Source organism: Rhodococcus sp. FW305-130 (genome assembly GCF_058788335.1).
Genome location: NZ_JBYTAP010000003.1, coordinates 101,663 through 122,966, shown reverse-complemented (window position 1 = coordinate 122,966; position 21,304 = coordinate 101,663). Strand labels below are relative to the sequence as shown.

The window sequence follows — 21,304 nt, the reverse complement described above, 5'->3', positions numbered from 1 at the left end:
TCAACCCACGACGGGCAATACCGAGTTGCACGGTACCGGCCGCTGATGCGCGGGATCGAGTGCATTGAGAGCAAAAGTCGCCGCGCGCAACGATGCCGCGATGGCGAGATGATCGGAGATGTCTTGCTCACAACCGTCCTGGACGACGATGTTGGTTGCGTTCGGCCCGGGCTCCAGCCCATTTGTATACGGCAGCACCAGTTCGTCGTAGCGCGTCGTGATGTTCGTGTAGTGAACGCCCGGCGCGTAAACGCCTCCCGCACGGAGATTTTCGATGAACTCCGAACCGGCTCCCATGTTCAGGCACGCCTTGCAGATCGGGAATCCTGCCTGTGCCGCCTCGGATACCCCGAGTTCGCGAAGGCTGCGGCCGATACTTGCCTGCTCGTTTCCGAGGGTTCCCTTCCACAGCGATGCCACCGAGACGATGTTGTCCACTTTGTCGGCACCGCCGAGGAACTTCGCGTAGTACCCGTTGATGATCGTGCCTTGCGAATGCCCGACGAGATCCACCGACGTTGCGCCCGTAGCGCCCAGAACTTGATCGACGAAATTCGACAATTGTTCTGCGCTGGAAGGAATTTCCTGCATTCCACCGATGGCCGACAACGGCCACGGCTGCTCGGGGAAGTTTCCGTACGTCAGCGCGAAGACGCAGTAGCCCTCGTTGGCGAGCAACGGCGCATAGGTGGCCCAGTTGGTCTGCCTGTTTCCACCCGTTCCGTGAACGAGCACAACCGGATTGGGATGTTCGGCAGTAGGTTTACACAAAAAGTCATTGGATCCCGGAGCTGAACCGCCAGGATTTCCCAACTCCTGAGGAACACCGGCAAGGAAGGCATTGGGCACGGGCAACGGGGCCTGAGCCGAAGCCACGGAGGTGAACCCGACAAGCATCAGAGCGGCAAGAACCACGCCCCCGAACAACCCGATTCTGTGCACGACCGACTCCTCTACGAGAGATGCGAACCGTGCAGACGCTAACAAACTAGAACGCGTTATCAATCCGTTTCGGCAAAATGCGCCCGAATCCATTCGCGATCCATTTCAGACGGCCTTTTCGTAGGCTCGGCGCACCTCCGTGGAAATACGACCGCGGGCCGAAATCTCGAAGCCCGCACCCTTGGCCCATTCGCGGATGGCGGCACTCTGATCGCGGTCCGCAACGGGACGGGATTTGGTCACCGCTCCGTTGACCGATTTGGCGGAATTCGACTTTCTCGCATGAGGAATCCACTTTTTCAGTGCATCGCGCAGTTCCGCGGCGTGGGCGGCGGTCAGATCGATTTCGTAAGCAACTCCGTCGACGGAAAACTCCACAGTTTCGTCCGCGGGCGATTTTTTGTCCAGATCGTCAACCATCGTGACAACAACCTTTTTCACCACGACCATTCCTCCCCAGATCCTTCGATAAGCAGCGACAATAGCACCTGGACAAACGTCCTGTCTTGGCTCGTCCGGATGATTGGGACTGATCTCCGCCGGGTATGCCAGTCGGCTTGTCTTGCGACAAAGACAGTGCCGATACATTCCTTGCGCGCATCGGGGATGCATCCAGACGTGGGAATCATGACAGACGACGGCTCGAGACAAGACCTCTACCGAGCGCAATCTTCGCCTCCAAGAACGGCACTCTCGCCAGCATCGCTTACAGCGGACCCACGAATTTCACCATCTCCGGACGCCCTGCGATCCGGTACACCGCAACCGTCACAAATATCCCGGCGGACAACGAATGCGATCCGCCCTCAGCACAATTCGATGTCGTCACCACACCCGGATACTCCACAGCCGAGGTCATGGTCCTCCTTGTCCAGTCGGATCAGGGACTACCTGACGCACTCAACCAGGGCACGATCGACCAAATCATCGCAACAATTCGAAAGTCCGAAACTCAGGCGACCGCGCATGGATGAATCCTTTGCCGCAGGCGAATGTCGTTGGGAACAAATCGAATCCCAACTACGAGCGCTCCCCGCTGAGCTGATCGAGCTGAAGAATTCACCCAGATTCATCTGGTTTTCGGCACCGCCGATAGCCGACGACGACGCCGACTGTGAACCGTATCGAATACCTTGGGAGTGCCCCAACTGAAAAAGGTTCGGCCGCAACATGTGCGGCCGAACCTTGATCGAAGTAAAGCTAGCGAGCGGACGGACGAACGATCGGGAAGAGAATCGTCTCGCGAATACCGAGACCCGTCAAAGCCATCAGCAGTCGATCGATTCCCATGCCGGTGCCGGTGGTCGGCGGCATGCCCTGTTCCATCGCGGCGAGGAACTCCTCGTCCAGCACCATCGCTTCGTCGTCGCCTGCCGACGCGAGGCGCGCCTGGTCGACAAAGCGCTCACGCTGGATGACGGGGTCGACAAGTTCGGAGTAGCCGGTCGCCAACTCGAATCCGCGGATGTACAGGTCCCACTTCTCGGTGACACCCTTCTTGCTGCGGTGATCACGAGTCAGGGGCGACGTCTCGACCGGGAAGTCACGGACGAACGTCGGCACGTACAGCTGATCGCCGCACTGGTGCTCCCACAACTCCTCGACGAGCTTGCCGTGGCCGTAGCCCTTGTCCTTGGGAACCTCGAGGCCTACCTTCTCCGCCAGAGCGAGAAGCTCGTCGACCGTCGTATCCGGCGTGACCTCGGTGCCGATGGCAGCCGACAGCGACGGGTACATCTCGAGAACCTGCCACTCGCCACTGACGTCGTACTCGGAACCGTCGGCGAGGGTGAGGACCTGCGTGCCGAATGCTTCCTGCGCAACTTCCTGGACGAGCTCACGAATCATCTTCGCGGAATCGTCGTACGTGCCGTAGGCCTCGTACGTCTCGAGCATCGCGAACTCGGGCGAGTGAGTGGAGTCGACGCCCTCGTTGCGGAAGTTGCGGTTGATCTCGAAGACCTTCTCGATACCGCCGACGACGCAACGCTTGAGGAACAGTTCCGGCGCGATACGCAGGTACAGGTCGATGTCGAGGGCGTTGGAGTGTGTGACGAACGGGCGAGCTGCCGCGCCGCCGTGCAGCGTCTGCAGCATCGGCGTCTCGACCTCGAGGAAGCCGCGGCTCTCGAGCGCATTGCGCAGCGCACGGACAACAGCGACGCGCTTGCGGGCGTTGTCGCGAGCCTCGGGGCGAACGATCAGATCCGCGTAGCGCTGACGCACCCGGGACTCTTCGCTCATCTCCTTGTGAGCGACCGGCAGGGGGCGCAGCGACTTGGATGCGATCTGCCACGCGTCGGCCATCACGCTGAGCTCACCCCGACGGGAGCTGATGACCTCACCGTGGATGAAGACGAAGTCGCCGAGGTCGACGTCGGACTTCCAGGCGGCCAGTGCCTCTTCGCCGACGCCGGCGAGGCTGATCATGGCCTGCAGCTGGGTACCGTCGCCTTCCTGCAGAGTCGCGAAGCACAACTTGCCGGTGTTGCGCATGAAGATGACGCGGCCGACGACGCCGACCAGCACGCCAGTCGCCGTGTCCGGCTCGAGTTCCGGGTACTCCGCGCGGATCTGCGCGAGCGTGTGGGTGCGATCGACCGAGACCGGGTACGCCTCCTGCCCCTGCGCGAGGATCCGTTCACGCTTCTCGCGCCGGATACGGAGCTGCTCGGGGGTGTCGTCGACTGGCTGGGCTTCTACATCACTCACGGGGTACAAGACTACTGGGCCGTGTCCACCGCGTTTGTTGCTGGTAGCACCGCGGCGACCGCGAGCACGATTCCCGACAGGAGGTACAGCGCAACCCTGACGTGATTCCACACCGTCCAACCCGCCTCGTACGACGCCCATGCGGCTGCATCGGTAGCGCTGACCGAGGCAAAAGCGTCGTTGCGGGGGACGTGGTAGATCGCTGTCACCGCGAAGGACGCGAGCACCCCGACACAACCGACAACGGCAAGGACCCAGCCGTCCGGTCTGGAGATCGCTGCCCAGATTCCGGCGGCGATCGCGGTGAGCGCCGATCCGACGAGGGGCAGCATCAAGGCGCTCCGCGGAGCTTCGACGTTGATCGCCTGCATCGACGTGATCGCGGCGTGTGCATCGACCGACCGCAGAGCGGGCATTACGAAGGATGAGAACGCGAACAACGCGCCACCGGCAACGAGCGCGCCGAGCGCAGTCACGCCGACGAGCAACTCCAAGAAGATCTCGGATTTCTTCACGACCAGACCCCCGTTCGAGCAGCCTCGGCGGCAAAAGTGGTGAAATCTCGAGCGGGTCGTTCCAGGACCTCTTCGACGACGCCGGTCACACTTTGATTTCGTCCGTCGAGAACCTCGGCAAACAAGTAAGTGAGCAACTCCACGACATCACTCGGGACGCCAACTTCTGCCATGCCGCCGGAAAACTGTTGCAGTCCAATTCTTTCGAATGACACCGCACGCCCCGACACCGCCGAAATCGCCTCAACGGCCTCCGCGAAGGTGAGCAACTCCGGACCCGTCACCTCGAGAACTCGGCCGAGGAAGTCGGTTCGAGTCAATGCGGCCACCGCCACGTCAGCGAGATCGTCGACGTCGATGAACGGCTCCCCCACCTCGCCTACGGGAAGTTCCAGGTGGCCTTCCCGAATCGGATCGAGTAGATACCCCTCACTGAAGTTCTGGGCAAACCAGCTGGCCCGCACCACAGCCCATTCCAGACCGGTGTCGGCCAGAACCTGCTCGGCTTTCTGCGCCGCCGGTTCACCGCGCCCGGACAGGAGCACCATGCGACGAACCCCTTCGCGGTACGCAAGCTCCGCGAGTTCCTCGATGTGGGTGCTCGATTCCGGCACTGCGAGGTCCGGCGCATACGTCACGTATGCCGCTTCGACACCGGACATCGCGGGCTGCCACGTCGACTGATCGTTCCAGTCGAAACGCGTCCCGGATGTTCTCGACGCGATTCGGGTACGGATTCCCACCGCCGTCAGCCTCTGCGCAACGCGCGCACCGGTCTTGCCGGTACCACCGATCACTACTGCCGATTGAATGTCGCTTGTTGTCGTCATGAACTCATTCGATCGCGCGGCGGCAATACGATCCATAGCTGAAGGTCGCAAAAACATACGTCAGCGTCTACCGTCGAAACATGGATGCATTGTCGATGATGCTGGCCGGATCGCGGGCGGAGGGCGCTTTTCTGCTGCGCTCGCTGCTCGATCCACCGTGGTCATTACGTATCGAAGACCACGCACCGATCACCGTGCTGGTTCTGGTTCGCGGCACCGCAGTTGTCGTGTCCGACACCGGACAGACCGAAGATCTCGAGGCCGGCGACATTGCGCTCCTGCGCGGCCCCGATCCCTATACGGTCGCCGATCACCCGGACACCCCGGTCCACGTACTCATCGACGAGGCACAAAACTGCGCCGCGGTCGACGGATCACCGCTCGAGGACATGTCAGTTCTCGGCGTTCGCACCTGGGGCAACTCGACCAGCGGCCAGACCGTCATGCTCACGGGCACATACCGTTTGGACTCCTATGTCAGCCGTCAGATCCTCGACAGCCTGACACCCGTCGCGGTAGTGCGACGCAGCCTGGAAACCACGCCGATGACGACGCTTCTGGAACAACAGATCGCCGCCGACGGGCCAGGACAAGAAGTGTTGTTGGACAGGCTCCTGGACCTGGTCCTGATCTCGGCGGTCCGTACATGGTTCGCCGAGAACCCGAATCGATCACCGCGATGGATCAAGGCCTACGAGGATCCCGTCATCGGGCATGCCTTGCGGCTCATACACAATCGGCCGGAACACCCCTGGACGGTCGCGAGCCTGGCCCAGGAGTCCGGCAGCTCACGAGCGGCCTTCGCGCGCCGGTTCACCGGTCTCATGGGGATCGGACCCGTCGGCTATCTGACCGAGTGGCGCTTGTCGGTGGCGGCAGATCTACTCGCAGACCCGGCACGAACGGTGTCCTCGATCGCGCGAGAAGTGGGCTACTCGAGCCCCTTTGCGCTCACGACGGCCTTCACCCGCCATCACGGAATGAGCCCGAAGATCTACCGCCAGACCCGCTGTGCGCCTTTATTAACCGCCCGCGGTTAATAAAGGCGCACAGCAAATACCTCAATGAGCCGAAACCGCCGCCAACTCGCGGGAGCAATGACGAACTCCACTGAGCGCACCGAGCAGTCCGGCGGCCTTGATCGCCTGGTACCCGCCCACGAGATCGGTTGCCTTGTGCAGACCCAACTGCTGCAACGACGCTGCGGCCAGGCTCGAGGTGTAGCCCTCGGAGCAGACGATTACCCACTCGACGTCGTGGTCGGTGGCCAACGCGAGGTGTGCGCTGCTGGTGGGGTCGAGTCGCCACTCGAGAACGTTCCGCTCGATCGCGAGTGCGCCGGGAAGAGTTCCCTCGATGGCGCGCTGCGCCTGCGGGCGAATGTCGACGAAGATCGCCCCGCGATGAAAGGCTTCGGTGAGCTGGAAGACGTACATACGATCGATCTGTGCGCGAGCGTCGTCGAGCATTTGGTCGATGGTCATTTGGTGCCCCCCTCGGGCAGGTCGGTCAGCTCGGTACGGGTGCGACGAAGAGTCCGGTGATCCGTCACTTCGTAGAAGGACATTGCCGTCAGTGGCGGCGAGTAGGCATGAACACTCAGAGTCGGTGCATCAGAGCTGATTTCGATCGGAGCACCAGGAGCATCCGTCGAACGCACGACATCGTGAACCCAGCCGAGCGGGAACGAAGCCTGGTCGCCGGCGTCGAGCTGGCGTTCCACCAAGGCGTCACCGGCCCAACGGAATTCGGTGAGAGAACCACTGAGGACGGTCAATGCGCCGAACGAGCCTGCGTGGTCGTGCAATTCGGTGTTGCGTTCGGGTACCCAGCTGATGAGCCACACATCGACGTCGTCGTCCGCATGCAGGCGGGTGGACCAACGATCGAGCGTCGGGAAGGCGTCGGGGATGAGGTGGTCGAAACGGCCGTCGAGCACGCCGTTCGCTCCCTCGTCGGTCAGTCGCAGCAAATCGGCCGGGCGAAGGCGGGTAGGCAACGACGCACCACTCGGACGGCGTCCGGACACCCCACGATTAGCGCTACGACCTGCGGAAACAGCACGATCAGCAGCGAGAGTAGGGGTCAAAACAGAGAGATCTGCAGAATATGTGGATAGCACGAGCTAGCTCCAAGGAATGTGAATTGGTCAAGGCAGCGGTCAGCCTCGACAACACTCCTGAGCACCCATGCAGCGATTCACGAGCACCATTGTGGCATAACTTTTGCAATCGCGAAACTGCTGGAACGAAACCATCGATCAGGCGACCGGTCGTCGACCGGATCCACGACGCGCCTGATTGCGCTCGAAGACCAACCTCAGCCCCTCGAGAGTGAGGTCCCGTTCGAGGTGATCGATAGTGTCGGATTCGGGAATGATCAGCGGTGCGCTGTCCCCGGTTGCGATCACGGAGACGTCGTCACCACCGAACTCCGGCAGTTCGTCGCGTACGCGGTTGACCAATCCGTCAACGAGGCCGGCAAAGCCGAATACCGCACCGGACTGCATGCATTCGACGGTGTTCTTGCCGACCACCGAACGCGGGCGCACCAATTCGACCTTGCGCAGCGCAGCGGACTGCGACGCCAAGGCATCGGTCGAGATCTCGAGTCCGGGCGCGATGCAGCCGCCCAGAAACTCACCCTTGGCGGAAACGACGTCGACACAGGTCGACGTACCGAAGTCCACGACAATGCACGGACCCTCGTAAAGATGGTGAGCGGCAAGACTGTTGACGATCCGGTCGGCCCCCACCTCTTTGGGGTTGTCCACCAGCAGTGGCACACCGGTGCGAATACCCGGTTCGACCACCACGTGGGGAACGTGACCCCAGTACCGCTCCAGCATCACGCGGATTTCACGCAAGACGGACGGCACTGTCGACAGCGCCGCAACGCCGGTGATCTCATCGACATGAGTACCCAACAGCCCACGGAAGGTCAACGCCAACTCGTCGGCAGTCATCCGAGGGTCGGTTCGCATTCGCCAGTCCTGCAACAGCTTCGAATACTCACCAGTCCCGGAAAACAACCCCAGAACGATATTGGTGTTCCGCACGTCGACCGTGAGCAGCATGGATTACACCAGGCTGGATTCGCGCGAGGCCTCGAGTGTCGACAGCATGCGCGGGGTGATCAGACCCGAACCCTCCGGCGCGTGAGCCGGGTCTGAGCCGAGTTCGATCTGCTTGTTGTCGGCATCGACGAAGACGACGCGCGGGGAGTATTCCTTGACTTCCTGCTCGTTCATCACGCCATAGGCGATGAGGATTACCAGGTCGCCCGGCTTGACCAGATGCGCTGCCGCACCGTTGATTCCGATGACACCGGTTCCGCGCTCGCCGGCGATGACGTACGTCTCGAGACGCGCACCGTTGTCGATGTCGACGATGCACACCTGTTCGCCCTCGAGGAGGTCTGCGGCGTCCATCAGATCCTGGTCGACGGTGACGGAGCCGACGTAATGCAGGTCGGCGTGAGTCACGGTGGCGCGGTGGATCTTCGACTTCATCATTGTGCGAAACATATCCAGGTCCTTACTCGTGAAAAGTGCTCAGTGAGACAGCAGGTCGTCGATGGCGTCGGCGGATGGGTCGGTGTCACGCTCGAGGAAACCGGTTCCCACCGCGACACCGACGTTGTCGATCAAACGGGTGGTTCCGAGCTTGGCGGCCACTAACAGTCGGCCGTCACCTCGCTCGGGCGCGGGGCCCAGATCGACGCCCCGAACCTCGAGGTAGTCGACCTCGATTTCCGGAACAGCTGCCAGAACAGCGCGTGCGGTTTCCAGAATTGCTTCCGCTCCCCCGGACGCCGCGTGTGCACCGGCGATCAGAGCAGCGGACAGCGCGACCGCTGCAGCGCGCTGGCCCTCGTCGAGGTAGCGATTGCGAGAGGACAACGCGAGGCCGTCGAACTCGCGGACCGTCGGAACTCCGATGATCTGTACATCGAAGTTGAGATCCCACACCATCTGACGGATGAGCGTCAGCTGCTGGTAGTCCTTCTCACCGAAGTACGCGTGATTGGGTGCCGCGATCTGCAGCAGCTTCGCCACAACCGTCAGCATTCCGGCGAAGTGAGTGGGGCGCGCTCCGCCTTCGAGTTCGCTACCCAACGGACCCGGCACGATGGTGGTGCGCTGGCCCCGCGGGTACATCGTCTTGGCGCTCGGCGCGAACACCAATTCGACGCCCTCGGCACGAAGCAGGTCGAGATCCGCATCGAGAGTGCGCGGGTACGCGTCCAGGTCTTCGCCCGCACCGAACTGGAGCGGGTTCACGAAGATGGAAACGATCACGACGGCGCCGGTGACCTTGGCCTGACGAACCAATTCGATGTGGCCCGCATGCAACGCACCCATCGTCGGAACGAGCGCCACCTGACGCCCGACACCTCGCAGTGCCCGCGAGACGCGCCGAAGCTTGTCCGGATCGTGGTGCACCGTCAGTTCGCCGCGCTTGTATCCGCCCTGCAGATCACTCACGACGGTCACCTCCCGTTTCAGTCAAGATGTCGAACAATTCGGTGGGGGCGCCCCCCCGCTGGGCCGATCGCAAGGACATCGCCCGATAGCCGGCAGCGAGCTCCGGATCCAGTTCTGTCAGTACGCGCAAATGTGTGTCGACAGCAGCAGCGTCGCCGCGTGCCACCGGGCCGGTCAACGCCGAGGGACCGCGTCGTAGCGCGTTGTCCAAGGCTGCCGACAGCAGCGGCTGCAGGACACGCTCGGCCACTCCACCCGGATCTCCGTCGACCAACTGTTGACCGAGCAGCTCGTCACCCTGCAACGACGCTCGCAGCGCCTCGACGGCGTCGACCACGAGCGTGACCAGGTGATTACTGCCGTGAGCCAGTGCCGCGTGGTAGAGCGCGCGGTTCTCCTCGCGCACTCGGACGGGCTCGCCGCCGATCTCGAGGACCAGCGACTGCGCGATCGCGTAACCGATGTCGTCGGCAGCAGTGATTCCGAAGCATGCCGACGACAGCCGTGCGGTGTCCTCGTCGTGACCGGTGAACGTCATCGCCGGATGGATAGCCAAGGGCAGCGCGCCGAGTTCGGTGAGTGGAGTCAGGATCGCGATCCCGTTGGCACCGGACGTGTGGGCGACGAGCGTGCCCGGCTTGACCGCTTGGGTGGCCGCGAGACCTCGAACAAGATCCGCAAGCTGGTCGTCAGGAACGGCAAGAATCAGCAGTTCGGAGCGAGCTGCGACGTCGGCAGCCGGAAGAATTTCGGTATCGGGAAGCCGCTTCACAGCGCGGGCGACCGAGGCACTGGAGACGGCGGAGCAAGCGCTGACAACATGACCGGCTCGCTCCAATGCGGCACCGACAGCTGTTCCGACCCGTCCTGCTGAGACAATTCCTACCGTCAATCGCGCAGGTGCAGGCCCATTAGTGATCCCGAAGGAAGTCACCGGATTCCTCTCGTTCGTTCCAGTCCCGCTCGGCGGGTACCAGACGTTCTGCGTCCGAGGATATCCTTCGCCCGAACCGTCATGCCATGGCCGGGCGAGTGATCTGCGACTCAGTCCTCTCGGCGACGACGTCGACCGGAGCCTTCGGACGGGTTGTTCGAACTCAGGTTCGCCATTATTTCGGCGACGGTCAACCCGTTGGAATGAGCACCGCTCGCGGCATCTTCCGGGGCAGCGCGACGACGACGGCGAGGCTCTGCGTCAGGCTCCGCAGCGGGTTCAGCTTCCGCGACAATCTCGGGAACAACCTCGGGCGCCTCTTCGACGACAGCGTCTTCGATGACGGCGTCTTCGATGTTCGGGGCCTGGGTGGGAGCCTTGATTTCAGGCTCGACCGGCGCTACCGGTTCCGGATCCTTCTCCACCGGAACGCCTTTCACCGTTCGTGCCTGTGTGGAACCCACCGGGGAACTCTTCGGTGCCTGGTTCCCGCTCTGATTCTGCGGCTTCTGCGTCTCTTGTGGCTTCTGCGTCTCTTGTGGCTTCTGCGTCGGTATGACGCGCGGCGCCACGAAGCTGCTGTCACGCCACGACGTCTCCGCGAACACGACGGTTGTCTCAGCAGTCACCGGATCGTCGTTGGGCGATGCCAAGCCGCCGACGTTCGGTGCCGGTTGGCTGGGTCCGTTCTGGCCGGCGCCGGGAACGTACAACCCCGACGGTGCCGGCTGGTACGCGCCGTACGAACTACCGCCAAGTTCCGGTACTCGCGTGGAATCGGTCTTGAGCGCGGTCTGTTCGGGCAGCAGTCCACCTTCGAACAGTGCTTCGAGGTTTCGGCGCAGCGCCACCAATTCGGCGCGCAGCCCGGCCAGTTCCTCAGCGTCCGCGGTCACCTCACGTCGCACGCGACCTTCGACGCTCAGTTCGTACTCACGTCGAGCCGAAATTTCACGTTCGAGCTGCAGTTCGTACACGGTCTGCAGATCGGCAACCTTGGCTTTGTCCAGTGCCGACTCACGCCGATACTTGGTCATGGCGATAGCGCCGAGGGTGGCTGCCCACAGAGCGACGACCAGTCCCACCCGAAGAAGCTGAACGCTGTTGCTGAAGATCAGAAACAGCGAAGCAATGACAGCAAGTGCCAGAAGAGCAGCAATGATCATCTGGCTCGCGCTGCGCTTGCTTCGGCGCGCAGACTTCGATCGACCAGAATTTGTCATGGTTGCCAGGGTACTTGCCGAGACCGGGGTCGCCACGTACCTCGGTGGGTGATTTGCCGACCAGGCTGTCAGTGCGCGGGCTCGTCAGGTGTATCTTCCGGCGTCTTGCAACAATGTTCGAGCCACAGAGCTGCCGCTACCAGCGCAATTGCGGCGCCCAACCCCACCCACGCGCCCGGCGTGTCGGAGGCTGCGGCCTGCAGAACCGAGCGCTGTGGGATGAGATACACCAGCACTCCGACCCAGACACCGACGGTAGCTGAACCGACCAAAGCGGATGCTTTGGCCAATGCCAGCGCTCGGGCGGCGGTGATGGGATGAAGCTGTCTGAGCCCGTCTCCGACCTGACGGTTCTTGACGCGTGAACGAATGACAAAAGCGAAGACGGCCTCGGCAACGGCCACGAAGTACAGCGACGCTCCCGCATAAACGGGGATGGGCGGCATCGAACCGTAGAACACGCGAATCAGAATCCAGGTCGCCACAGCAGCAACCGCAGCCAGAACCGCGAGTTCACTGATCCGGGTCGGCTTCAAACCCTTGCCTTCTTCGGTCACCGCGCAAGCACCACATCGGTAGTGCGCACACCTTCACGCTCAGTGCGATCGAGGCCGTCGAGAATTTGTGCCACCGACAACTTCTGGCCGTCGACGATCAGCGTCGCGTCAGGCTCGACGTCCAGCCAGGGAACGAGCACGAATGCCCGTAGATGCGCTCGCGGATGCGGAAGGGTGAGCACGGGATCGGAACTGACGACGCCTTCGCAATCGACCACGTCCACGTCCAGGCTCCGGGGTCCCCAACGCTGTTCGCGCACCCGGTCTGCAGCTTCTTCGAGAGCTTGCGACCGGCGAAGCCACTCAGCGGCGTCGGCCTCGGGATCGTCGACCACCACCACCGCGTTGAAGAAATCCTGCTGCTCGACGCCACCCCACGGCGCCGTCGAGTAGACCGGTGAGACAGCAACGACGGCGCTGCCCAACCCGTCGACAACGGACTGCAGGTGAGCCACGCTGTCGCCGATGTTGGAACCGATCGACAGAACAGCGCGCGTCATGCCGATCTGGTCCGATGTGCGACGACGGCGACGTCCGCAAAAACCAGCGGAATCGGTGCCGACGGTTTGTGGACCACGACCTCGACGCTCTCGACTCGCGAATCTTTCATGACGTCGTCGGCGATCTCAGCGGCGACAGTCTCGATGAGATCGCGCGACGGGCCGGCGACGATGGCTGCGGCGGCTTCCGCCAACTCGCCGTAGTGCAGGGTCTGGGTCAGATCGTCCGACGCCGCGGCGGGAGCCAAGTCCATCCACACGGTGATGTCGATGAAGAAGTCCTGACCGTCACGCTTCTCGTGGTCGAACACTCCGTGATTGCCGCGAACCTTCAGCCCGCGCAATTCGATTCGGTCCCCCATGTCAGGCCCTTTCTCGTCCACGGTTCCAGGCGTCGACCACGGCAATGGCGTCGAGCGAGGCTTGTGCGTCGTGCACCCGAACTCCCCAGGCACCCTCACGTGCTGCAAGGGCCGAGACCACGGCCGTCGCAGTCTCGCGGCCACCAGGCGGACGGGGATTGCCGTCGGGATCGCTGAGCAGAGACCCGAGGAACCGCTTTCGGGAAGCGCCGACCAGTACCGGGAATCCGGTCGCGTTGAACTCGGGTAGTGCACGCAACAGTGCCCAGTTGTGGTCGGCGTTCTTCGCGAACCCGAGGCCGGGGTCGAGGATGATCGACGACGAATCGACCCCAGCCTTCAACGCCAGATCGACCTGCGACAGCAGTTCGTCACGGACGTCGCGGACCACGTCGTCGTAGTGATCGGCGCTGCCACGATGGACGTAGTCACCGGCCGAGCGCCAATGCATGAGGATCCAGGGCACTCCGGCGTCAGCCACAACGGATGCCATGTCGGGGTCTGCGCGACCGCCCGATACGTCGTTGACGATGCATGCGCCCGCTTCGATCGCGGCGGCGGCCACGGAAGCACGCATCGTGTCGACGCTGACGCGAATTCCGGCTGCCACGAGTTCTTCGATCACCGGGGCAATACGGTCCGCCTCGAGTTTCGGATCGACGCGGGTGGCTCCGGGGCGCGTCGACTCGCCGCCGACGTCGACGATGTCGACGCCTATGCGTTGCAGTTCGAGCCCGCGAGCGATCGCCGCGTCACGATCGAGAAATTGACCGCCGTCGGAAAACGAATCGGCGGTGACGTTCAGAATCCCCATCACGACCATCCGGGCCGGATCGCTACCTGCAACGGGAGCCGCGGACATCTCGCTCACTTACGAAGGATGAGGTCCAGCGCTTCGGACCGTGAGGCCGCGCTGGATTGCAGGAGCCCACGAACCGCAGACGTGGTCGTGCTGGCTCCAGGCTTGCGGATACCGCGCATCGCCATGCAGAGGTGCTCGGCTTCGATGACGACGATGGCTCCACGCGGATCGAGCTTGCGCATCAAAGCATCCGCGATCTGACTGGTCAGGCGTTCTTGAACCTGCGGACGCTTGGCGTACAGATCGACGACGCGCGCGAGCTTCGACAAACCGGTGACCTTGCCCGACTTACCCGGGATGTAGCCAACGTGAGCAACACCATGGAAAGACACCAGGTGGTGCTCGCACGTCGAGAACATCGGAATGTCTCGCACGAGCACCAATTCCTGGTGACCCTCGTCGAAAGTTGTGTTCAACGCGTCGTCGGGCTCGGAGTACAGACCCGCGAAGATCTCCTTGTACGAGCGCGCAACCCTGGCCGGCGTATCGAGCAGGCCTGGGCGCTCCGGATCTTCACCGACCGCGATCAACAATTCCCGTACGGCAGCCTCTGCCCGCGCCTGATCGAACGGGCGGCCCGTTCCGAGCGACACCAGTTCACTGGCCACATCATTCACCGACAACCGAACTCTCCTCGAGAATTGTTCACAGGTCCCCCGCCGCAGAGCCTAGTGGCGCAAGGTCAGCGGGATCCGTCCGGTCCGTCCCAGCGAGCGGTGCTCGGGCCGTCGTCCTCAGCCGAATGATGCGGCGGCGGAGTCTGCGGCTGTTCCGGTGCGGGGCTCTGCCACTGGTTTTCGCCGGTCGGGTTTCCCCGGTTCGGATCGGCGAAGGGTCCACCGTCCGGGTACTGCACCGGGTAATCGGGCTGCGCGGGGTAACGGCGGCCGGGGTGCGGCTGCTCGGGGTACGCCTGCTGTCCCGGGTGCGGCTGACCGTACTGCCCCTGATCGGGCTGGGGCTGACCGTGTTGGGGCTGACCGTACTGGCCCTGCGACTGGTTCGGCGGGGTCGGATTCTGTCCACCGGTGTACCCACCCGACTGCTGTCCGGGGTACGTCGGCGACGGGTTCTCACGCGGAGGCCAACCCGGTGCCGACCATCCGGCGGGCGCTCCGTAGTCGGGTGTTCCCGGTTGCGGAGTCTGCTGCGGAGCACTCGGCTGCGGGTACGAGGGCTGTGCGTAGCCGTTCGAGGGTCCCTGGTTGCCGTTGTTGGGAAGACCACCATTGTTGGGGATACCGCCGTTGGGTGCACCGCTGTTGGGTGCGCCTGCCTTGACGAGAACAGGTGCAGCAGCGGGCTCCGGCCACGTTTCGCCGCGCTCGATCGCGAGTTCGCGCGGAGTCTTCACCGGCGGACGATCCGAAGGCGTGCGCCCACCGAAATCGTTGAAAGCCGTGATGCGCGGACGCTTTTCGACGCCGGCAAGGATCTTCTCGAGGTCCTTGCGAGTCAACGTCTCACGCTCGAGCAGTTCGGTAGCGATGAGGTCGAGCGCATCGCGGTACTCGTTGAGGATGGCCCACGCTTCGGTGTGCGCCGCCTCGATGAGGTTGCGCACCTCCTCGTCGATTTCGCGGGCGATCTCGTGCGAGTAGTCGGACTGAACGCCCATCGAACGGCCGAGGAACGGATCCCCGCCCTCCTGTCCGTAGCGAACCGCGCCGAGCTTGGCACTCATGCCGTATTCGGTGACCATCGCGCGTGCGATCTTGGTCGCCATGTCGATATCGGACGACGCTCCGGTGGTGGGCTCGTGGAACACCAGCTCCTCGGCGGCGCGTCCACCCATTGCCATGACGAGACGGGCGATCATCTCGGAACGCGTCATCAAACCCTTGTCGTCTTCGGGCACGGTCATCGCGTGACCGCCGGTGCGACCGCGAGCGAGGATCGTGACCTTGTAGACCGGCTCGATGTCAGGCATTGCCCAAGCAGCCAGCGTGTGACCGCCCTCGTGGTACGCCGTGATCTTCTTCTCGTGCTCGCTGATGATGCGACTCTTACGCCGCGGTCCACCGACAACACGGTCCACCGATTCCTCGAGCGAGGCTTCGGTGATGACGGTCCCGTTTTCGCGTGCGGTGAGCAGCGCAGCCTCGTTGATGACGTTGGCAAGATCGGCGCCCGACATTCCGACGGTCCGCTTGGCGAGGCCTTCGAGATCGGCGTTGGGATCGATCGGCTTGCCCTGCGAGTGCACTCGCAGGATCGCACGGCGACCGGCGAGGTCGGGGGCGCCGACCGGAATCTGGCGATCGAAGCGTCCCGGACGCAGCAGTGCTGGGTCGAGGATGTCGGGGCGGTTGGTTGCGGCGATCAAGATGATGCCGGTGCGATCACCGAAGCCGTCCATCTCGACGAGCAGCTGGTTGAGCGTCTGCTCGCGCTCGTCGTGTCCGCCGCCCAGTCCTGCGCCGCGCTGACGACCGACTGCGTCGATCTCGTCGACGAAGATGATGCAGGGGCTGTTCTGCTTGGCCTGCTCGAACATGTCGCGAACGCGCGAAGCACCGACACCGACGAACATCTCGACGAAGTCCGAACCGGAGATGGTGAAGAACGGGACGCCGGCTTCGCCTGCGACAGCGCGAGCGAGCAGCGTCTTACCGGTTCCGGGAGGGCCGTACAGCAGCACACCGCGCGGAATCTTGGCGCCGAGCGCCTGGTAGCGAGCCGGGTTCTGCAGGAAGTCCTTGATCTCGTACAGCTCTTCGACAGCCTCGTCCGCACCGGCGACGTCGGCGAACGTGGTTTTCGGCATGTCCTTGGTGAGCTGCTTGGCCTTCGACTTACCGAATCCCATGACTCCGCCGCGACCACCGCCGCCCTGCATCCGGTTCATGACGAAGAAGAAGATGCCGAACAGAATGATCATCGGCAGCACGAACAGAAGGATCGACGTCAGCCAACTCTCCTGAGTGACCGTCGTGTTGAACTTGTCCGCTCCGGCGCCTTCGACCTTGTCGAAGATCTGCTCCGACGCACTCGCGGGGTACTTCGCCAGGATCTGCGTCTTACCGTCGGTGGCGTCGTTGCCGTTCTTGAGCCACAGACGAACCTGCTGCTCACGGTCGTCGATCTGCGCCGACTCAACATTCTTGGCGTCGAGTTGGGAGATCGCGACCGAGGTGTCGACGGTCTTGAAGTCGCGGGTGTCGTTGCTGAAGTAGCTGAAGGCATAGATCACCAACAGCACGACGGCTACGAGTAGCACGTTACGGAACACAGTCTTACGGTTCATACAGGTCGGCCGATGTGGCCGGTCCTTTCGAGAGTGCGGGTCTGCCAGGTCGCCTTCCGGCTGCCAACCGGACACCTGCAGGTTACCGCGATCGGCCCCATCGATGCCCGCCAGCGGCCGTGCCGCTTGGTTGGAACGGTCGTCACTGTGTTCAACGTGCGCATTGCCGATCAGGTTCCCGGGCTACGTCGCAGCACAGTTTCCTGTGAGCGAACATGCTCATAGTGGTTATCGTGCGCTTTTCCGACGCTCGTCCGTCGTTATTCGTCAGGCCGTTTCGGAGAGGATTCCCGCAACAGCGTCAGCGGCGCCCGATTGGTCACCGTCGATGATCCGGTGCGCGAGCTGATCGAGTCGCGCAGACAGTCGCGCCGAGGACTCGGGCACGTCTGCCTGCTTGGCGATGGTGTCGTCGAGATCAGCCAATAAGCCGCCGCCGGCCAGGTGCCTGACGCAGCGCCATGTCTCGGCGAAGTTTCTCGCGGTCCCGTCGTCGGTCAACATCGCGACCCGAAGCGCAGCGTTGGGATTCGACGCCGCCGCCCGAGCCAGGCCGGCCATGATCGCTTCCCTGGCAGCAGTCAGTTCGTCGACAGTTCGGTCTTGCAACCGCACTCCCGAATCCGCAGACCTACCCGCGTCGGGCGTGGGAGCTTCGCGAATCACCGCTCCGTTACCGTGCTGAATTTCGACTCTGCCCCGAATCTCGAGGGCCACGAGCGCTTGAGCCAGCGACGCGCGACTCACGCCGAGTTCGGCAGCCAGGCTGCGTTCGGGAGGAAGCCGATCGCCGGGCGAAAGGCCTTGAGCCTCGATGAAATTCGAAATGTGCTCGGCCAACTGCTCATACAGACGCGGACGCTTCAATCGTCCGGGCAGGCCCGAGCGCGAGCCGGGCGATGACGTCGAATTCATGCCTCGGAGTGTACTTGACAAATGGAGCAGTGGCAGAGAGGCTAGGCCAATTCCAAGTGATGCAGACCACAAGCTGGTCGCGAACGGATTGAGAGTTCGATGGCAAATGTCATAGCCCTGTCAGTACTTGTCCTGGTGTTCGTCATATCCACCGTGAGGTCGGTGAACATGGGTGCGCTTGCCCTGGTGGCTGCCTTCGTCGTCGGAACACTGGTCTTCACTGTCGATACCAGCGAGATCCTCGACGGCTTCCCGGCCAGCCTCTTCGTCATCCTGGTCGGCGTCACCTACCTGTTCGCGCTGGCCAGAAACAACGGCACGGTCGACTGGATCATTCACGCGGCGGTCCGTGCGGTCAGAGGACGAGTAGCCCTCGTGCCGTGGGCGATGTTCGCGGTGTGCGCGGCCGTCACCGCCATGGGCGCGGTCAGTCCCGCTGCCGTCGCCATCATCGCGCCCGTGGCAATGGGCTTCGCCACCCGCTACCGGATCCACCCCATGCTGATGGGCTTCATGGTCGTCCAGGGCGCAACGGCGGGCAGCTTCTCCCCTATCGGAATCTTCGGTGTGATCACCAACGACGTCATGCGGCAGAACGGCCTCCCGTCCAGCCCGGCCTTGCTGTTCGTCTCGACCTTCGCGGCCGCAGCCGTTGTTGCCGCAATCGCGTACGTCTCGTTCGGCGGTCGCGCATTGATTGCACGCGGCGCCTCGGAGCGCGTGCTTGTCAGCGCAGTCGGCAACGCGTCTGGCGGTGGCGACACCATCACCGGTTCGGGTTCCGGCGACAGCTCGAAGGGTGGCGGCAAGTCCTCGGGTGGGACCGCTCCGCACGAGGGAGCACTCAATCTCGAGCGGCGACTCACCCTGCTCGGACTGGCGTCGCTTGCACTCGGCGCCTTGGTCTTCGACCTCGACGTCGGATTCACCGCACTGACCGTCGCGGTACTTCTCACCCTGATCTTCCCGGCCTCCGCCCGCGGGGCCGTCGACAAGATCAGCTGGGGCACCGTGCTCCTCATCGGCGGAATCGTCACATACGTCGCACTTCTGCAGAACCAAAACACCGTCCAGTGGCTCGGGGATTCGGTTGCACACGTGGGCATTCCACTTCTCGCAGCCTTCTTGATCTGCTTGATCGGCGCGATCGTGTCGGCGTTTGCATCCACCACGGGAATCCTCGGCGCACTAATCCCTTTGGCAATTCCCTTCCTCATGACCGGCCAGGTCAATGCAACCGGCCTGGTTATCGCACTGGCAATCTCGTCGTCTCTGGTCGATTGCAGTCCGTTCTCGACCAACGGCGCGCTGGTGGTGGCGAACGCCGCTCCGGAAGAACGCGACGTGGTGTTCGGGCTGACGATGCGGTGGGGCATGACCATCATGGTCGTGACGCCGATCCTCGCCTGGCTGCTGTTCGTTGTTCCCTGGTCCGTCTGAATCTTCGCTCAAAGAAAGGGAACTCGCGATGAACAGCGAATCCACACTTTTACGCTCCCTCGACCCCCACACATTCGACGATCACGGAGCGGCGGTCAGTTTCGGCGAAGGCGCAACCCTCTCTCGCGCCGACCTGTTGGCCGCCGCCACCGCGGTCGCCGATCGAATCCACGGTGCACAGCGAGTGGCAGTACAAGCCGCCGCCGGCCTCGAGACAGTGGTCGCCGTCGCCGGCGCGCTGATCGCCGGTGTTGCCGTGGTCCCGATCCCACCGGACTCCGGCCCGCTCGAACGTCAGCACATCATCGCCGATTCCCAGGCCGAACTGATACTCGGAGACGGACCGTCGGATTCGAGTATCCCGTTGATTCCCATCGATATTCACGCGCGATCTGCGACGTCCTATCCCGAACCGGGCGCGGCAGCTACCGCACTGATCATGTACACCTCAGGAACCACAGGAGCGCCGAAAGGCGTCGTCCTCTCGCGAGCAGCGATCGCAGCAGATCTCGACGCACTTGCCCACGTGTGGAATTGGACTCCGGAGGACACACTCGTCCACGGACTGCCCCTCTTCCACGTCCACGGGTTGATTCTCGGCGTGTTGGGCGCCTTGCGCGTCGGTTCGCCGCTGATTCATACCGTCAGACCAACTCCGGATTCGTATGCCGCAGCGGGTGGCTCGTTGTACTTCGGTGTTCCGACCGTCTGGTCACGCGTGTGCGGTGATCCCTCGGCGGCAGCAGCATTGCGATCCGCACGCTTGCTCGTGTCCGGAAGTGCACCACTTCCGGTTCCATTGTTCGAGCGGATGAAATCGCTGACCGGATTGGCTCCCGTCGAGCGCTACGGAATGAGTGAAACCCTCATCACCGTCAGCACGACACACGACGGCGAACGTCGCCCGGGTTGGGTCGGGCACGCTGTTCCCGGAGTCAGGACGAGGTTGCGCGGCGAGAACGGCGAATTGTCGGCGCACGACGGAGAGCAGCTTGGGCAACTAGAAGTTGCGGGAGCCGTGCTCTTCGACGAGTACCTCGGGAACCCCTCGAAGACAGCGGAATCCATGACCGAGGACGGCTGGTTCCGCACCGGCGACATCGCGGTGATCGACGACAGCGGATTCCACCGCATCGTCGGCCGCGAGTCGGTCGACATGATCAAGTCCGGTGGATACCGCATCGGTGCAGGCGAGGTGGAACAGGCACTTCTGGCATACCCCGGTGTTCGCGAGGCCGCCGTCGTCGGTGTGCCGGACGACGACCTCGGCCAACGCATAGTCGCCTTCATCGTCGGAGACGTAGCCGACTGCGCGGTGGTTTCGGACTTCGTCGCCGAATCACTGTCGATCCACAAGCGCCCTCGTCAGGTTTGTCTGGTGGACAGCTTGCCCCGCAACGCTATGGGCAAAGTCCAGAAGAAGCTGCTGACGCTCTGAAGGCAACTCGCTTGCGCAATCGACGCGGTGCGGTCGTGAGTTCTGCACGACCGCACCCGATACCAGCATCGAGACGGCGGTACAGCACCGATGCGCCTCAAGGTTCTCACTCGCACTCGCACAGTTTGCCGCCAGGCTGCCCCGTCACTCGCGGAAGTCTTTTCGTTTTCACGAATCGCCGAGGACCCGATCGCACCCTCTACGAGGATGGTTACCTTGCCAGCTCCCTGCGTAGGTCAAAGTCAGCCATCAACCTTGAAACCAAACGAAGCTGAGCTAGATAACTACCTACCGCCCGTGAACTCGATTGCAGCATCTCTTCGACGGTAAGCGTCCAAGGG

At 63.0% G+C, this 21,304-nt stretch carries 23 protein-coding genes; 4 read left to right on the top strand and 19 right to left on the bottom strand.

Annotation, left to right across the window (positions count from 1 at the left end):
- Together AC3WQS_RS10590 and AC3WQS_RS10585 are read right to left on the bottom strand one after the other, a co-directional pair.
- Complete coding sequence (locus tag AC3WQS_RS10590; RefSeq protein WP_492712756.1) at positions 1 to 942, bottom strand: esterase/lipase family protein; 942 nt, start codon at positions 940 to 942, stop codon at positions 1 to 3.
- A gap of 105 nt (positions 943 to 1,047) precedes the next feature.
- Positions 1,048 to 1,386, bottom strand: coding sequence for a histone-like nucleoid-structuring protein Lsr2 (locus AC3WQS_RS10585; RefSeq protein WP_003945673.1), 339 nt, complete (start codon positions 1,384 to 1,386; stop codon positions 1,048 to 1,050).
- Between the two features lie 101 nt (positions 1,387 to 1,487).
- Between AC3WQS_RS10585 and AC3WQS_RS10580 the strand changes: the two genes are divergently transcribed.
- Positions 1,488 to 1,916: a DUF8017 domain-containing protein gene (locus tag AC3WQS_RS10580; protein WP_492712757.1), complete on the top strand. Its 429-nt coding sequence runs from the start codon at positions 1,488 to 1,490 to the stop codon at positions 1,914 to 1,916.
- Between the two features lie 226 nt (positions 1,917 to 2,142).
- Here AC3WQS_RS10580 and lysS read toward each other — a convergent pair whose 3' ends face one another.
- Genes lysS through AC3WQS_RS10565 form a run of 3 tightly spaced genes read right to left on the bottom strand, consistent with a single transcriptional unit; the run spans position 2,143 to position 4,999 of the window.
- Positions 2,143 to 3,654, bottom strand: a complete 1,512-nt coding sequence (lysS, locus tag AC3WQS_RS10575; protein WP_003945834.1) for a lysine--tRNA ligase — start codon at positions 3,652 to 3,654, stop codon at positions 2,143 to 2,145.
- 11 nt (positions 3,655 to 3,665) lie between these two features.
- Positions 3,666 to 4,169 carry an anthrone oxygenase family protein gene (locus AC3WQS_RS10570; RefSeq protein ID WP_019746795.1) on the bottom strand — a complete coding sequence of 168 codons (504 nt, stop codon included), beginning with the start codon at positions 4,167 to 4,169 and terminating at the stop codon, positions 3,666 to 3,668.
- Positions 4,166 to 4,999: an NmrA family NAD(P)-binding protein gene (locus tag AC3WQS_RS10565; RefSeq protein WP_029254412.1), complete on the bottom strand. Its 834-nt coding sequence runs from the start codon at positions 4,997 to 4,999 to the stop codon at positions 4,166 to 4,168. The genes AC3WQS_RS10570 and AC3WQS_RS10565 overlap by 4 nt, the downstream gene beginning before the upstream one ends.
- An 80-nt stretch (positions 5,000 to 5,079) precedes the next feature.
- Here AC3WQS_RS10565 and AC3WQS_RS10560 point away from each other — a divergent pair, with 80 nt between their 5' ends.
- Complete coding sequence (locus AC3WQS_RS10560; RefSeq protein ID WP_492712758.1) at positions 5,080 to 6,039, top strand: AraC family transcriptional regulator; 960 nt, start codon at positions 5,080 to 5,082, stop codon at positions 6,037 to 6,039.
- 21 nt (positions 6,040 to 6,060) lie between these two features.
- Here the strand turns inward: AC3WQS_RS10560 and AC3WQS_RS10555 are convergent, their stop codons facing one another.
- From AC3WQS_RS10555 to AC3WQS_RS10490, 14 genes are all read right to left on the bottom strand, one after another.
- Complete coding sequence (locus AC3WQS_RS10555) at positions 6,061 to 6,483, bottom strand: rhodanese-like domain-containing protein (RefSeq protein WP_003945445.1); 423 nt, start codon at positions 6,481 to 6,483, stop codon at positions 6,061 to 6,063.
- Positions 6,480 to 7,028 (bottom strand): cysteine dioxygenase, encoded by a 549-nt coding sequence (locus AC3WQS_RS10550; RefSeq protein ID WP_492712759.1) that lies wholly within the window; start codon positions 7,026 to 7,028, stop codon positions 6,480 to 6,482. Before AC3WQS_RS10550 ends, AC3WQS_RS10555 begins: the two co-directional genes overlap by 4 nt.
- Positions 7,029 to 7,259: 231 nt before the next feature.
- On the bottom strand, positions 7,260 to 8,075 hold the full coding sequence (locus AC3WQS_RS10545; protein WP_019746791.1) for a type III pantothenate kinase: 816 nt from the start codon (positions 8,073 to 8,075) through the stop codon (positions 7,260 to 7,262).
- Between the two features lie 3 nt (positions 8,076 to 8,078).
- Positions 8,079 to 8,525, bottom strand: coding sequence for an aspartate 1-decarboxylase (gene panD, locus AC3WQS_RS10540; RefSeq protein ID WP_003945761.1), 447 nt, complete (start codon positions 8,523 to 8,525; stop codon positions 8,079 to 8,081).
- Positions 8,526 to 8,552: 27 nt separating this feature from the next.
- Positions 8,553 to 9,485 carry a pantoate--beta-alanine ligase gene (gene panC, locus AC3WQS_RS10535; protein WP_170320391.1) on the bottom strand — a complete coding sequence of 311 codons (933 nt, stop codon included), beginning with the start codon at positions 9,483 to 9,485 and terminating at the stop codon, positions 8,553 to 8,555.
- Positions 9,478 to 10,419, bottom strand: coding sequence for a Rossmann-like and DUF2520 domain-containing protein (locus AC3WQS_RS10530; protein ID WP_492712760.1), 942 nt, complete (start codon positions 10,417 to 10,419; stop codon positions 9,478 to 9,480). The genes panC and AC3WQS_RS10530 overlap by 8 nt, the downstream gene beginning before the upstream one ends.
- A gap of 110 nt (positions 10,420 to 10,529) precedes the next feature.
- The gene (locus AC3WQS_RS10525; protein WP_279218985.1) at positions 10,530 to 11,642 is read right to left on the bottom strand and encodes a DUF6779 domain-containing protein; all 1,113 of its coding nucleotides are present in this window, start codon (positions 11,640 to 11,642) and stop codon (positions 10,530 to 10,532) included.
- A 68-nt stretch (positions 11,643 to 11,710) separates the two neighbouring features.
- Positions 11,711 to 12,178 carry a DUF3180 domain-containing protein gene (locus tag AC3WQS_RS10520; RefSeq protein WP_153213529.1) on the bottom strand — a complete coding sequence of 156 codons (468 nt, stop codon included), beginning with the start codon at positions 12,176 to 12,178 and terminating at the stop codon, positions 11,711 to 11,713.
- Positions 12,179 to 12,195: 17 nt separating this feature from the next.
- Positions 12,196 to 12,699: a 2-amino-4-hydroxy-6-hydroxymethyldihydropteridine diphosphokinase gene (gene folK, locus AC3WQS_RS10515; RefSeq protein ID WP_030534807.1), complete on the bottom strand. Its 504-nt coding sequence runs from the start codon at positions 12,697 to 12,699 to the stop codon at positions 12,196 to 12,198.
- A complete protein-coding gene (folB, locus tag AC3WQS_RS10510) occupies positions 12,696 to 13,061 on the bottom strand; it encodes a dihydroneopterin aldolase (RefSeq protein WP_003945780.1) in 366 nt (121 codons plus the stop codon). The genes folK and folB overlap by 4 nt, the downstream gene beginning before the upstream one ends.
- 1 nt (position 13,062) lies before the next feature.
- The gene (gene folP / locus AC3WQS_RS10505) at positions 13,063 to 13,923 is read right to left on the bottom strand and encodes a dihydropteroate synthase (protein WP_166502896.1); all 861 of its coding nucleotides are present in this window, start codon (positions 13,921 to 13,923) and stop codon (positions 13,063 to 13,065) included.
- Between the two features lie 5 nt (positions 13,924 to 13,928).
- Positions 13,929 to 14,546, bottom strand: a complete 618-nt coding sequence (folE, locus tag AC3WQS_RS10500) for a GTP cyclohydrolase I FolE (protein ID WP_019746783.1) — start codon at positions 14,544 to 14,546, stop codon at positions 13,929 to 13,931.
- A 59-nt stretch (positions 14,547 to 14,605) separates the two neighbouring features.
- Entirely contained in the window at positions 14,606 to 17,170 is a 2,565-nt protein-coding gene (gene ftsH / locus AC3WQS_RS10495; RefSeq protein WP_166501757.1) for an ATP-dependent zinc metalloprotease FtsH, read from the bottom strand.
- Between the two features lie 267 nt (positions 17,171 to 17,437).
- A complete protein-coding gene (locus AC3WQS_RS10490) occupies positions 17,438 to 18,085 on the bottom strand; it encodes a FadR/GntR family transcriptional regulator (protein ID WP_007727006.1) in 648 nt (215 codons plus the stop codon).
- Positions 18,086 to 18,184: 99 nt separating this feature from the next.
- On the opposite strand from AC3WQS_RS10490, the gene AC3WQS_RS10485 reads away from it, so the two are divergent.
- Complete coding sequence (locus AC3WQS_RS10485) at positions 18,185 to 19,525, top strand: SLC13 family permease (protein ID WP_003945503.1); 1,341 nt, start codon at positions 18,185 to 18,187, stop codon at positions 19,523 to 19,525.
- 28 nt (positions 19,526 to 19,553) lie between these two features.
- Positions 19,554 to 20,963, top strand: coding sequence for an acyl-CoA synthetase (locus AC3WQS_RS10480; protein ID WP_492712761.1), 1,410 nt, complete (start codon positions 19,554 to 19,556; stop codon positions 20,961 to 20,963).
- Positions 20,964 to 21,304: the final 341 nt, after the last annotated feature.